The organism is Psychrobacter proteolyticus (assembly GCF_039762275.1).
Taxonomy (GTDB): domain Bacteria; phylum Pseudomonadota; class Gammaproteobacteria; order Pseudomonadales; family Moraxellaceae; genus Psychrobacter; species Psychrobacter proteolyticus_C.
Map to the genome: position 1 here is coordinate 594,177 of NZ_JBDLOB010000002.1, position 13,212 is coordinate 607,388.

Sequence of the window (13,212 nt, forward strand, 5' to 3'; positions counted from 1 at the left end):
TGGCTAATAGTGCTTGTTGTGTTCCTATTGTTTATAGATTGCGATAGTCAATCATCACAACTGACACTTAGCCATATATTAAAAGCGCCCGCATCGGCGCTTTTTTTGTCTCTATAATTTGTTATCATTTCTTCTATCGTTATTCTACTAGGTTGTACTATGTCCAATACTCTATCAGATACACCTGCAGCTAGTTTCACTAAACAGCAACGCCTGCTTACCCCTGCAGCCTTTCGTGAAGTATTTGACGCACCTGAGCGCAAGATTCATCAGAGTCATTTAATGGCTTTTGTACGCGCCAACGAGCATGCACAGCCGCGAGTCGGTATGGCTATTACTAAACGTAAAGTACCTACTGCTGTCGCTCGTAATCTGATCAAAAGATATGTACGTGAAGAGTTCCGTACCAAAGCTTTTAAAATGGAAAATAAAGATATCGTTTTTATTGTAAAAAAATCTATTAAAGATATAGGTAATGAAGAATTAAAAAACCAAATAATTAATATCTTTAAAAAAATAGAAAAAAAATAAAATGAAATTTTTCTTTAAAATAAAAAATATAAATAAAATTTTCTATAATATGTTTTTTAATTTAATAATTTTTTATCAAAAAATAGTTAGTCCTATAATACCTGCACGTTGTCGTTATTATCCGACATGCTCTAATTATGGCAAACAAGCTTTAACATGGCATGGCGCTCGTAAGGGTGGTTGGTTGCTTTTAAAACGTCTTAGCAGGTGTCACCCATTAGGTGGGCATGGCATAGACTTTGTACCCTTACCCTTAGCTTCTTATAACTATCAATACATATCTTTTACTGATGTATTAAATACTGATAATCAGGGTTTAGGTGTCTATCGAGACAATAATAGCTATGTTTCACAGCTTAATCATTTGATGAAATCAACATAAAGTCGCTTTCTCTAGTCTCAGATAGATACTCTGTTGAGTTACCCACAAGTTATCCACACTCTTGGTATCATTTGAGACAGATTTTTAGTAAAATGATGCACATTTTATGTAAATGACTACTAATTCAGTTGCAATGTGACAGGACAGCTGTGTAGTACAGTCATGACACATGCCCTAATTTTTCATTCCCTAATTTTTTAATCTAGGAAAGGTTTATGCAAAAGATATTTCGGGTGATGATCATCATTGCGATGCTAATTACCGCTTATCTGCTGATTTTGGCATGGCGAGATGATTATGCCGATGCTCCAGCGGTAGATGCGGTGCCAGAAACTACGAGTTCGGTAGGTGCTGACATTCCTTCTACTACTGGTGCAGCAGGTGATATCCCGGTACAGACATTACCTGTGGATAATAGTGCTGTGACAGCGACTCCTGCGAAAAACGCTGGTCTAATCACGGTAACAACTGATCGCTATGATATAAAAATCAATCCAGAAGGTGGTGATATTGTTTATGCTGCGCTCAAGCAGTATGACGCAACGCTCGATAGCGATAAGCCTTTCGTATTGTTAGAAAACAACAGTAACCGTGTTTATGTGGCTCAATCTGGACTTATTGGTCAGAACGGTATTGATACAGCAGAAGGTAGAGCGACTTATAACCATACTGCTAACAATTATGTGATGGAAGATGGACAGCAAACGTTGTCAGTGCCACTTACTTACAAGAAAGACGGCGTGACGATTACCAAGACTTTCACTTTTACTGAAAATAAATATCCAATCGATATTAGCTATCAGATTCAAAACGCGTCTACCAATGCTTGGCAAGGTCAGATGTTTGCGCAATTAAAGCGTGATGATAGTAAAGACCCTGGTATGTCTGATAAAGGCGCACTGAGCATGGCGACTTATCTAGGCGGCGCTTGGGGTACACCGGATGATCCTTATAATAAGCTGAAATTTGGTGATTTTAGTGACGGCGAGTTGACGACCACTAGCGATAAAGGCTGGGTTGGTATCGTACAGCATTACTTTGTATCTGCTTGGACGCCTGAAAACTTCACTGGCAAATTCTTCACTCGTGAAACAGGTAGTGATTACTTTATCGGCTTCAATAGCCAACCAGTGAACGTAGCACCAAACAAACAAGTTACTTTAAATGCAACGCTGTATGCAGGTCCAAAAGTTCAGTCTGAGCTAAAAGACGTTGCGGTAGGCCTTAACAAAACAGTTGATTATGGTCTGCTATGGCCAATATCAAAGGTCTTATTTGCTATCTTGGAAGGTGTGCATAAGGTTGTTGGTAACTGGGGTTGGTCAATTATTTTACTGACTATCTTAGTAAAAATTGCCTTAATGTGGTTCTCTAATAAGAGCTACTACTCGATGGCTAAAATGCGTGCCATTGCGCCGAGACTCAAAGTGCTCAAAGAAGAGCATGGCGATGATCGTATGAAAATGTCGCAAGAGATGATGGCGATATACAAAGAAGAAAAAGTCAATCCGATGGCGGGTTGTCTACCAATCTTGATGCAGATGCCTATTTTCTTAGCTTTATATTGGGTGTTGGTAGAGAGTGTTGAGCTGCGTCATGCACCATGGATTTTGTGGATTCAAGATTTGTCAGCGATGGATCCATGGTTTATCTTGCCGTTGTTAATGGGTGCGTCGATGTTTGTACAGCAGCAGTTGAACCCGCAGCCAGCAGATCCGATGCAAGCAAAAGTCATGAAGTTCTTGCCGATTATCTTTACTGCGTTCATGCTATTCTTCCCAGCAGGTTTGGTTTTATATTGGACAGTCAACAACTTGTTTAGTATGACTCAGCAATATATCGTCAATAAGAAAGTAGATGAAGAGCAGAAGCGTCGTACGGTAAAAGTAGTCGATTAATTAATTCTTTGTCAGAAATATAAAAAACCATCGCGCAAGCGGTGGTTTTTTTATAGGTGGTGGATAAGTGGTAAATGTTATCCACAGCTTATCAACATTATCCATAGTTTATAAATATTAAAACGAAAATATGTCTGATGCGGCTACCTTTCAAAGTTTGCTTTGTCAGTATGAGTCCAGACGTCTATAATGGAGCTTTTAAACATTGAGAGTCATTGTGGATTCCTTAGAGACAGCATTAGCCGTACCTAATTCTTCTGAAAAGTCTAATACATCTGGATTGGCCCCAATTGCTGCGATTGCAACGCCGCTCGGGCGAGGGGGTGTGGGTGTCATACGTCTATCAGGGAGCCGTGTTTACGACATGGCATGCGCTCTAACAGGTAAGTCTGCTTTTACGCCGCGAATGGCCAGCTTTTGTCGTTTTTATCAGGCTGATGGCACTGTCATCGATGAGGGATTGGTCTTGTTTTTCAAAGGTCCGCATTCATTCACAGGCGAGGATGTGATTGAGCTGCAAGGGCATGGCGGCGTTATTTTACAAAACCAGTTGCTTGCACGAGTTTTTGAGCTAGGTGCCAAGCAAGCGAGTGCAGGAGAGTTCTCTTACCGTGCCTTTGATAATGATAAGTTAGACTTGGTGCAGGCAGAAGCAATTGCCGATGCGATTGATGCGACCAGTGCTGCCGCGGCCAGTAGTGCAATTCGCTCACTAAGCGGTGAGTTTTCACAGAAGATTAACCAGTTATTAGAACAACTCATTCATCTTCGTTTACATGTTGAAGCAGCGATTGATTTCCCCGACGAAGAGGACGTGGATTTTTTGTCTGATGGCGTCATACAAAGCAAACTCGAGCAAACGCAAGATAAGATACAACAAGTTTTATCAACGGCAAAGCAAGGTCAGCTTTTGCGCGATGGTATCCATGTTGTGCTAGCAGGTAGGCCAAACGCAGGTAAATCTAGCTTGCTCAACCGCCTTGCAGGGCAAGAGCGTGCTATTGTGACTGATGTCGCTGGTACTACACGTGATACGCTGCAAGAGACAGTTGTACTCAATGGTTTGACACTACATCTGACCGATACGGCAGGCCTACGTGAGACAGAAGATACTGTGGAACGTATCGGAATTGAGCGTGCCCGTACTGCCATCACGCAGGCTGATATGCTACTGATGGTCTATGATGTGACTCGCGATGTTGAAGAAGAGAGCACACCGTTACAGCTTGCTGAACAGTTATTTGGTGAATTGCCAGAAGCTAAACGCTTACTTATCATTGCTAATAAGAGCGATTTATTGAGCGATAATAGTAGTGAAAAAAGTGCTGCTATGACCCAAGCTGAGATCAAGAACAGAGGTTATCAGCAAGTTAACGTTTCATGTGAAACAGGTATTGGTATTGATGATTTAGTCGAAGCATTATGTGAGAAAGTAGGCTTTCATCCACCAGAAAATAGCTTAATCGCTCGTACCAGACATTTAGATGCCCTTAGACGAACTGCTAATTTCTTGGTAGAGGCTCATGAGCAATTAACGGTATTCGAAGCGGGTGAATTAGTTGCTGATAGTTTACGTCAGGCCCAACAGAGCTTGGGTGAAATCACAGGTGAGTTCAGCGCTGATGACTTATTGGGTAAGATATTCGGCAGCTTTTGTATTGGTAAATAACTAGTAAACGGTGTTCTTAATTATTTAATGAATTAGCTATCTTGAAAACACTGCTCTTATTCTCAATCGTAAAATAAGGAAATGCTATGCACTGTCCGTACTGTAATGCGTCAGAGACCAAGGTTATTGACTCACGTCTTGCTGCGGAAGGGGCACAAGTGCGTCGACGCCGTTCGTGTAACAGCTGCCAAGAACGTTTTACGACTTTTGAGATGGTAGAAGTTGTCATGCCAAGGATTATCAAATCGAGCAACAAGATTGAACCTTACGATAATGAAAAGCTGCGCCGTTCTATTTTACTACCTTTACAAAAGCGTCCTATTACTATCGATGAACAAGAGGCGATGATTAGTCGTATTGAAAAGCGTGTTAGGCAGATGGGTGAGCGAGAAATCAGTAGTAAAGTCTTGGGTGAAATCATCATGAGTGAACTCAAAACTTTGGATGACGTCGCCTATGTACGCTTTGCTAGTGTGTATCGCGACTTTCAAGATATCGATGCATTTCATCAGGAAATTGCCAATATTCGTCCAAATGAAAAATAAGCGAAGCAAGCTTTTAAGTAAGCCCTAGTTGATAAGTGATTCCCAATTACTAATCAGAATTACCAATCAGCTTTCAAACCCTATTTTCTTATATAGAACTATCAATCATTTATTAAGCCTAGCCTTATGTCTATTCAAAGCCATGCTCAAGACCGCTACTTTATGATGCTTGCTATCGAACAAGCGAAGCGCGGTTTGTATACTACTAGACCGAATCCTACAGTAGGCTGCGTTATTGTTCAGGCAGAGCAGATTGTTGGTCAAGGGTTTCACCCTAAAGCTGGCGAACCACATGCAGAAGTGTTTGCGCTGAACGAGGCTGTTACACAGGTAGCAGGGGCAACTGCTTACGTTACATTAGAGCCATGTAGTCATACGGGCCGTACGCCGCCATGTGCGTTGGCGCTGGTTGCTGCGAAGGTAAAGCGTGTTGTGATTGCAGGTCTGGATCCAAATCCGCAGGTCGCAGGTCGCGGTGTGAAACTATTAGAGCAAGCTGGTATTGAGGTAACGGTCGGTGTCCTAACAGAGCAGGCAGAGGCACTAAACCGTGGTTTTCTAAAAGCTATGCGCACTCAGATGCCCTATGTACGATTAAAAATAGCGACCAGTCTAGACGGCCGTACAGCGATGGCATCTGGTGAATCAAAGTGGATTACCTCGACAGCTGCCCGCGAAGATGTACAAAAACTACGAGCACAAAGTGGTGCGATTATTACAGGTAGTGAAACTGTAATAACTGATAACCCACAGCTCAATGTGCGTTCAAGACAACTGGACGTACCGCCTGAGAAAATACCTAATCCCAAAATAGTCATACTTGATAGGCGTCAGCGTTTAAAGCACAGCCTACAGTCTGATTATCAGCTGTGTCAGCATCCAGATACTATATATTGGCATGAAGATGATTTGCCGGCGTTGTTGGCTAAGTTAGTCAGTGAACACCATTGCTATGATGTATTGGTGGAAGCGGGTGCTAGCGTTGCAGGTAGTTTTTTGAATCAACAGTTGGTAGATGAGTTAATCGTATATCAAGCACCTTGCTTACTTGGTGATGACGCTCGTCCAATGGTTGATTTCAATCCTATGTCCCTTGCTCAGCAGTTACGGTTTGATATAGAAAGTCATCAGCAGCTTGGCCCAGATCTCAAATTAACTTTACTACCGTTATAAATATTCTTCGTATAAGTAAGTTGTCCACAAACTATAAAAATAAGCTTAGAATGTGGATAAATTTATCATTGATTTACGTGTTTCACATGGAACTGTGTATAACTTTGTTTCACATGAAACGGAAAAGATATATTTATCTTGAGTTTTTTATTGGATATTATTTAAAATCAATAACTTATTGGTTTTTTACTAGGTAAGTATACTTCATGTGAAATTTGCATTCGTTGTGGATAACTATGTATTTATAGCGGGTTATAGCTATACCTCTATTGATTTATCCCTACTTATCCACAATCTATCCTATTGAAGGTCAAATCTAACGATGTTTCACTGTCAGCTATTTGAGCAAATTGTGATAAAGAATTGATAGCTGATTTGATAAACTAAAACATATCGCCTATAACGGCAATACTGTAATGAGATGAGGATAATATGTTTACTGGAATTATAGAAAGCGTTGGAAAAGTTAAATCTATGCAGGCCACAGGCGGTGATATACGTTTGACAGTAGAGTCTGATGACTTGGATTTCAGTGACGTGAAGCTAGGCGATTCTATTGCATCAAATGGTATTTGTTTAACCGTGGTGGAGCTCGGAAGCAACTACTACTCTGTTGATGTCTCACGTGAAACTATTGCTAGAACAGCATTAGAAGGGTTAAAAGCAGGTCATACGGTCAATCTAGAAAAAGCCATGCTACCGACAACTCGTTTTGGTGGTCATATAGTAGCTGGTCATGTAGATGGAGTAGGGGTAGTTAGTAAATTACAACAAGATGCCCGTTCTATCTATATTGAGATTGAGGTACCGCAAGAGCTAGCGCACTATACAGCGACCAAGGGCTCTATCACAGTAGATGGTATTAGCCTAACGACCAATTTAGTGCGTGACAATATTGTCTCTCTAAATATCATTCCGCATACTGCTCAAGTGACGAACATTGCTAAGCATTGGTTAGTAGGTAACAAAGTCAATATTGAAGTAGATATCGTTGCCCGTTATCTAGAGCGTCTATTAAATAAATCTCAAACTGGCGGTATGAACGCGTCAAGCCCTCAAAGCCAAATCACAGAAGCATTTTTGGCCGATAATGGGTTTATGAAATAACAATTAAGCTTACCGAAATATTATCTTCGTACCAAGTTTTTGACCCTATCGATATTACTTTGATTAAGTGATATCAATAGGGTATTTTTTATTTGCACTAGAGATTTATTGTATAAAACTCTGCAAAACGGATTCTAAGTCTTTCTTACTAATGGGTTTGGATAAAAACTCGTCCATACCTACTTGCATACAAGCCTCGCGATCTTCTTCTGTATTATTCGCAGTTAGCGCCACAATCGGTATCTTATCACCTTGCGAGCGAATCACTTGTGTGGCTTGTAAGCCATCCATAATGGGCATTCGGCAGTCCATCAAAATCAAAGAGATCTCTTCACGTTGGCTTTTGAGTTTCTCGAGCGCTTGCTGTCCATCTTCTGCAACGATACTACGATAACCAAGTTTACTTAACATCTTACAGGCTATCTTTTGGTTAGTAGGACTGTCTTCTACGACCAAAATCAGTGGAGGCAAGATTTCTTTCTTAGGTATATCTTCTACAAAAGATAGACTGCTGTCATATTGATGTTTGACCAGTATGTTTAGCGTTTTCCTTGCAAATAAGGTTAAACGTAGCAATTCAGAAAGTAATAAACTTGCGTCCAAGGGTTTGGTCAAAAATCCATCGTATTGGCCTAGTAAAGTAGAAGGGATATGCCTTTCAAGTTTCATGCTAAGTAATATCTTCGGTAGTGAAGGCGTAGCGACTAGGTCGTTTAACACTTCTTGTTGCTCGCTATACTTGTTGCTCGCATTAGCTGGTAAGGTGATAAATTCGCTGTATTCATAATCTAATAACAAGACAGGGATGACGGTTTGCTCATCTTGTTTTAATTTGTTTTTTAGCTGCTGTACAGTGGCTCTATCTAAAGTGCTGTAGATAGTCACGGATATCGTTAAGTACTCGCACAAACGTTGTAAATGTTCAGCAACTAGAGGCTGATTGATGATAGCGATAAGGTGAATATGGGGCAGCTGCGAACAACGATGATATACCGATTGATAAGTGGTATGAGGATAAGGAAGGTAGAGGCTAAATATAGTCTCTTTATCCACCGTATTACTTAGTTCGATAAAACCGCCGAGTAACTGAGCAAAGCTATTGGCATCACTCAAGCCAATATTACTGTCTTCAACTAAGTTATGATTGCTTTGATTCAAGATATTGACTAATTGATTTTTTCTCTCAGGAGTAATAGTTGCCCCAGTGTCTTTTACGCTAAACCGAATCCAATAAGATGTCTGAGCAGGCATTGTAGTGTCATTGTTAGAAGCTAAAGGCTGATTACTTATTCGCGTTACTTTATCTTCAGGTACACGATCAACAGTGAGCGCGACATAGCCTGATGTTGTAAAACTAATAGCGTTTTTCAACAGGTTTAATAGGATATGGTGCAGTCGAATGTAATCAGTTTCGATGTAACGAGGACAGTCCGGTGCAAAGAAATAGATCAATTCTAACCCTTGTTGTCTTATTTCTTGTGTGACTAAATTGCTAACCTCTTTGCTTACCTTATAAATATCAACCGTTTCGATACTTAGACGTGTTTTTCGGACTTCAACTTCCTCTGTTGTTAGCGTCTCATTGAGCACAGTCAACATGCTTTGACTGGTTGTAATCAATGTATTTAGAGTTTTTTTGCCTTGAGCCGTCAATGTTGAAGGGTCGATGGGTTCCAACGAATCAATTATCTTCTCTAGTGGTATCCTTAACTTACGACCTATAAATGCTTGAGCTTCGTTTGATTCATCAATTTGTAATTGCAGTTGTTGGTTGTGCAGCTGTAGTTGTTCAGATTGATGGAAAATTTCATCAATATTATTAAAAATCACAGTAAAACCGTGAACTTGCCCATGTTCACCGAACCATGGTGTTACGTGTAGTTGGTAGGCTTGTTTGTTTTCCAAGCCATATACTATAAGCGTGCGAGTAACGCGTAAACTTGAGATGGTTTTTAACAGTATTTGAGTGGCCTCATCTTTCCCTTCAACGAAATCAGTCAGCTCATAGCTCTGTTCACTCTGGGTAGGAGGGGTAAATACTTGCTCAAAGCGTTGATTATAGAAACTAATTTGACCATGTCGTATACTCATCAACATTGGTAAGGGTGCCTGATCAACCAAGCGTTCTAACCGATGAGTCAATGTTTTTATACGCCGATAGTCATTATGTAGCTGGTAGCTTACGCGACTTAGCGCATGACCTAACAGCATAAACTCGGTAGTAGATTTCTTTTGTAGAAATGGCGGCGGCGTATAAGATTCTTTTGCGCGGCTACTCAAATTATCCGTATAAACCAGTAATTGCTCCCAGTTGGTTCGACGATTGAGCATATAGAGCAATGCCATGAAGAATAGTACGATGGCGACCATCAAAGGAAGCCAATAACGGTAAGATATCCAGTCGACAACAAAAGGCTCATGGCGTAATACGATATAAATCTGATGTCCGCTTTTTAGATTAATGATCCCTGTTAGTTCATTGCTATTGACGGTATAAGAGCTATGATTATTACTGCTAAAAGTGGTAGTGCCGATGGTAGGGAAAGCAACAGTAGAAAAAGCAGATTCATTGGGACGAGTATTATGATGAATATAGGTCTGCCCAGAAGGCATCATCAAAATCAGCTGATAACTAAGGTGATCAAAAGTAGGTTGTTCTAAGATTTTTTTTATTTCACTATCTACAGGCGCTGCATGCTCAATAATACTGTGCTGTAGGGTATAAAAAGTATCTATGCTATGTTGCTCACTATGTTTTTTCATCCCATCAAACATTGTGACATAGTACAGCAGTAACATAACCGTGAGAGACAAGGCATAAAAAATCAATAAGCGTTGTAAGGACTGAAACTGTTGCATGAAAGCGTGGCCCTATCTCGACACAAAAAATATAGTGAAATTAAAATGAGGTTTCTACATATTGTAGGTGAATTATACGACAGCTGAATTGTCTAACATTTCTAGTGCTACCTTCTATTTATAGCAGAATAACGGCTTACTGTTTACAGAGAGTGGTTATTAACACCAAATTGTTTTGTAAAAAATATAAATAGAACGGTTGATGTTCTTGATATTATAAAGACAAATAATGTCATTGGTTATCATGAAGTGAGGTCATTACAATCATGGCACTGCGCCGTAAACTCACCTATAATGAACAAATAAACCTTATATAATGCATGATTATGACTACAACTGCTCCTACCTTTGATACATCTAACTCGCTTACTGACCATGATAACCCAACTACTAACCGATTAAGGGTAGTATTTGCGGGTACGCCTGAATTTGCTGCTATCAGCCTTGAGTCGTTAATTAATCAGCAAGAAGCGCTGAATATAGAAATAGTCGCTGTTTACACGCAGCCTGATCGTAAAGCAGGTCGTGGTCAAAAATTGTCAGCCTCTGCGGTAAAAGAAGTTGCATTGGCAAATGATATCGCTGTAGAGCAGCCAGTCACTTTTAAAAAGTCTAGCGCAGAAGGGCTAGCTGCTAGGCAAACTCTGCGCACCTATCAGCCTGATGTGATGATTGTTGCTGCTTACGGATTGATTCTACCTATTGGTGTATTAGAGACGCCTACTCATGGTTGTTTGAATATTCATGCTTCACTGTTACCACGCTGGCGCGGTGCTGCACCTATCCATCGTGCACTCTTAGCCGGAGACGATGAGACCGGCATTACCATTATGCAGATGGACAAAGGTCTGGATACGGGTGATATGCTTTATAAAGTCAGCGAAAGTATCTCCTCTGATGATACCGCTGCTAGCCTACATGATAAGATGGCTGCACTTGGTGCGACAGCCATTAGTACGGTGCTAAAAGACTTAGCTGCTTATCAAGCTCAAGCTATTGCTCAAAATGATAGTCAAGCCAACTATGCTGAAAAGCTGGTCAAAACGGAAGGCGAAGTTGATTGGTCGCAGCCTGCTGCCGCTATTGAACGCCAAATTCGTGGGCTGACACCATGGCCGGGTGCTTATACTTTCCTAGCAGGGCAGCGCGTCAAAGTGTTGGCTAGCTTACCTGTAAATACATCGCAGCAAACCAATGAACCTGCTGGAACAGTTATCAGTGTCGGACGAAAAGCGATCTTAGTCGCTTGTGGTAAGGATAATGATACCGAGTCGTCGGCCACTACTTTAGCCATTACTCATTTACAGTTTGCGGGTGGTAAGCCGATGACTGCTGAACAAGTTTGCCATGGCAACCAATTAAATGACGGCGATCAATTTACGTCAGAAACAAAATAACGTTACTTATATTTAACCTACTTGCACAAGACGCTATCGATCATACGTCAAGGAAATGAAATTTAATGAGACAAAACAGTACTGCGCCTAGAAACAATAAGCTCAAACCATCAAGCAATCTTATTATGAATGGCAGCGTACGCGTGCGTGTGATTCGTACCTTACTGGCTATTCAAAATGGTCAGTCGCTCTCAAGCGTCCTTGACCCGTTACTGAATAGTCTGCACGATGGCGATAAAGGCTTTGCTCATGCGTTACTGCTCACGACATTGCGCCAATGGCACGCACTGGCACGTTTGCTCGATAGCTTAGCAGACAACCCTATCGACGAAGTTGAAGTGCGTACCACCATTCAAGTCGGCTTAGTACAGTTGCTATATTTAGAAGTGGCTGACCATGCTGCAATTCATGAAACCGTTGAAGCAGCCAAAGAAATTGAGTTTGCTCATTCGACTGGTTTGGTGAATGCTATTTTGCGTAAAGTCGCTAAGAATCCAAGCAAATTCCGTAAGAAATGCGATAAAAAGCATAGTCTACCAAATTGGCTCGCTTACCAGCTTAAGCAGGATTGGAGCGAGCAGTATGATGAGCTGACACAAGGCTTACGCCAAGCGGCACCAATGTTTTTACGAGTGAATTCGGCGGTTATTTCGGTAGAAGATTATCAACATGCATTGGATGGTGCAGAAATTGATGCAGATATCGTTGAGCTAACGACTGGTTTTAAGGTAGCAAACTCATCAGGGTCTGCCACTTCTACCACGCTATCAACCAAAGGTCTTAGACTACATCAAAGCACTGCCGTTAACGCTTTGCCTGATTTTGCTTTAGGAACAGCTAGTGTTCAAGATATGCATGCTCAGTTAGCTGCGCCGATTATCAATAAAGCATTGATGGCTAAGCTTAGTGCTGAAAAATCTGATACGGAAAATACGAATAATGAGATACATATTCTAGATGCTTGTGCGGCACCTGGTGGCAAGCTTGCCCATTGGTTAGAGCTCATGAGTGCTGGTGACGAGTCATCGTTGTTTCACGTGAAACAAAACAATAATGAAACGTCACCTGCGATTACTGATATCAAAGTAACAGCTATCGATAATGAAGCACCACGTATCGAGCGTATTCGTGAGAACTTACAGCGCCTAAATTTAAGTCAGCATGATTTGCAGCAAGCGGATAACAGCATCGCATTGAATATTGTCTGTGCAGATGTGACCAGATGGCAGCATGGCAAAAACAAAAAAGCGGCTACCAATGAACCCGTGTTTGATGCGATATTATTGGACTCTCCTTGTACTGCGACTGGTGTGATTCGCCGTCATCCTGATATCAGTATCCTGCGTACCGAAGAAGACATCGAACAGACGGCGCTGTTGCAAGCAGACATCTTGCATAACTTATGGCCACAACTCAAAGCTGGTGGTTATCTGCTGTACGTGACCTGTTCTATCTTAAAGCAAGAGAACGTCGAGCAAATGCAGGACTTTATCACTCATCATAATGACGCAGTAGTGATCGAGTTTACTGAAGATTGTAACTGGGGTATCGAACAAGCAATCGGTCGTCAGTGCTTACCCATTGATAGCGCGAGTGGTGATGGTTTTTATTATGCATTGCTACAAAAAACTGCTGAATAAACCGTTTTAAT

The 13,212-nt window shown here is 41.1% G+C and carries 10 protein-coding genes; 9 read left to right on the forward strand and 1 reads right to left on the reverse strand.

Annotated elements, in window-relative coordinates; genetic code table 11:
* Positions 1-159 precede the first annotated feature (159 nt).
* From rnpA to ABFV72_RS05585, 7 genes are all read left to right on the forward strand, one after another.
* Complete coding sequence (gene rnpA, locus ABFV72_RS05555) at positions 160-531, forward strand: ribonuclease P protein component (RefSeq protein WP_347162744.1); 372 nt, start codon at positions 160-162, stop codon at positions 529-531.
* A 1-nt stretch (position 532) separates the two neighbouring features.
* A complete protein-coding gene (gene yidD / locus ABFV72_RS05560) occupies positions 533-913 on the forward strand; it encodes a membrane protein insertion efficiency factor YidD (protein WP_347162745.1) in 381 nt (126 codons plus the stop codon).
* Positions 914-1,128: 215 nt separating this feature from the next.
* Positions 1,129-2,811: a membrane protein insertase YidC gene (gene yidC / locus ABFV72_RS05565; protein ID WP_160021025.1), complete on the forward strand. Its 1,683-nt coding sequence runs from the start codon at positions 1,129-1,131 to the stop codon at positions 2,809-2,811.
* A gap of 280 nt (positions 2,812-3,091) precedes the next feature.
* Positions 3,092-4,480: a tRNA uridine-5-carboxymethylaminomethyl(34) synthesis GTPase MnmE gene (gene mnmE, locus ABFV72_RS05570; protein WP_347162801.1), complete on the forward strand. Its 1,389-nt coding sequence runs from the start codon at positions 3,092-3,094 to the stop codon at positions 4,478-4,480.
* A gap of 86 nt (positions 4,481-4,566) precedes the next feature.
* On the forward strand, positions 4,567-5,025 hold the full coding sequence (nrdR, locus tag ABFV72_RS05575) for a transcriptional regulator NrdR (RefSeq protein ID WP_057762240.1): 459 nt from the start codon (positions 4,567-4,569) through the stop codon (positions 5,023-5,025).
* Between the two features lie 126 nt (positions 5,026-5,151).
* Positions 5,152-6,198, forward strand: coding sequence for a bifunctional diaminohydroxyphosphoribosylaminopyrimidine deaminase/5-amino-6-(5-phosphoribosylamino)uracil reductase RibD (gene ribD, locus ABFV72_RS05580; protein WP_347162746.1), 1,047 nt, complete (start codon positions 5,152-5,154; stop codon positions 6,196-6,198).
* Between the two features lie 432 nt (positions 6,199-6,630).
* On the forward strand, positions 6,631-7,305 hold the full coding sequence (locus tag ABFV72_RS05585; protein WP_347162747.1) for a riboflavin synthase: 675 nt from the start codon (positions 6,631-6,633) through the stop codon (positions 7,303-7,305).
* A 105-nt stretch (positions 7,306-7,410) separates the two neighbouring features.
* Here ABFV72_RS05585 and ABFV72_RS05590 read toward each other — a convergent pair whose 3' ends face one another.
* Positions 7,411-10,164 carry a response regulator gene (locus ABFV72_RS05590; protein ID WP_347162748.1) on the reverse strand — a complete coding sequence of 918 codons (2,754 nt, stop codon included), beginning with the start codon at positions 10,162-10,164 and terminating at the stop codon, positions 7,411-7,413.
* A 326-nt stretch (positions 10,165-10,490) separates the two neighbouring features.
* On the opposite strand from ABFV72_RS05590, the gene fmt reads away from it, so the two are divergent.
* Both fmt and ABFV72_RS05600 read left to right on the forward strand, forming a co-directional pair.
* Positions 10,491-11,561, forward strand: a complete 1,071-nt coding sequence (fmt, locus tag ABFV72_RS05595) for a methionyl-tRNA formyltransferase (RefSeq protein WP_347162749.1) — start codon at positions 10,491-10,493, stop codon at positions 11,559-11,561.
* A gap of 65 nt (positions 11,562-11,626) precedes the next feature.
* Positions 11,627-13,201, forward strand: a complete 1,575-nt coding sequence (locus ABFV72_RS05600) for a transcription antitermination factor NusB (RefSeq protein ID WP_347162750.1) — start codon at positions 11,627-11,629, stop codon at positions 13,199-13,201.
* Positions 13,202-13,212 lie beyond the last annotated feature (11 nt).

Bases quoted from the DNA above. Each gene is read 5' to 3' on its own strand.
- yidC (WP_160021025.1), top strand. From the start codon at position 1,129: ATGCAAAAGATATTTCGGGTGATGATCATCATTGCGATGCTAATTACC.
- yidD (WP_347162745.1), top strand. From the start codon at position 533: ATGAAATTTTTCTTTAAAATAAAAAATATAAATAAAATTTTCTATAAT.
- ABFV72_RS05590 (WP_347162748.1), bottom strand. From the start codon at position 10,164: ATGCAACAGTTTCAGTCCTTACAACGCTTATTGATTTTTTATGCCTTG.
- ABFV72_RS05600 (WP_347162750.1), top strand. From the start codon at position 11,627: ATGAGACAAAACAGTACTGCGCCTAGAAACAATAAGCTCAAACCATCA.
- ribD (WP_347162746.1), top strand. From the start codon at position 5,152: ATGTCTATTCAAAGCCATGCTCAAGACCGCTACTTTATGATGCTTGCT.
- rnpA (WP_347162744.1), top strand. From the start codon at position 160: ATGTCCAATACTCTATCAGATACACCTGCAGCTAGTTTCACTAAACAG.
- ABFV72_RS05585 (WP_347162747.1), top strand. From the start codon at position 6,631: ATGTTTACTGGAATTATAGAAAGCGTTGGAAAAGTTAAATCTATGCAG.
- nrdR (WP_057762240.1), top strand. From the start codon at position 4,567: ATGCACTGTCCGTACTGTAATGCGTCAGAGACCAAGGTTATTGACTCA.
- fmt (WP_347162749.1), top strand. From the start codon at position 10,491: ATGACTACAACTGCTCCTACCTTTGATACATCTAACTCGCTTACTGAC.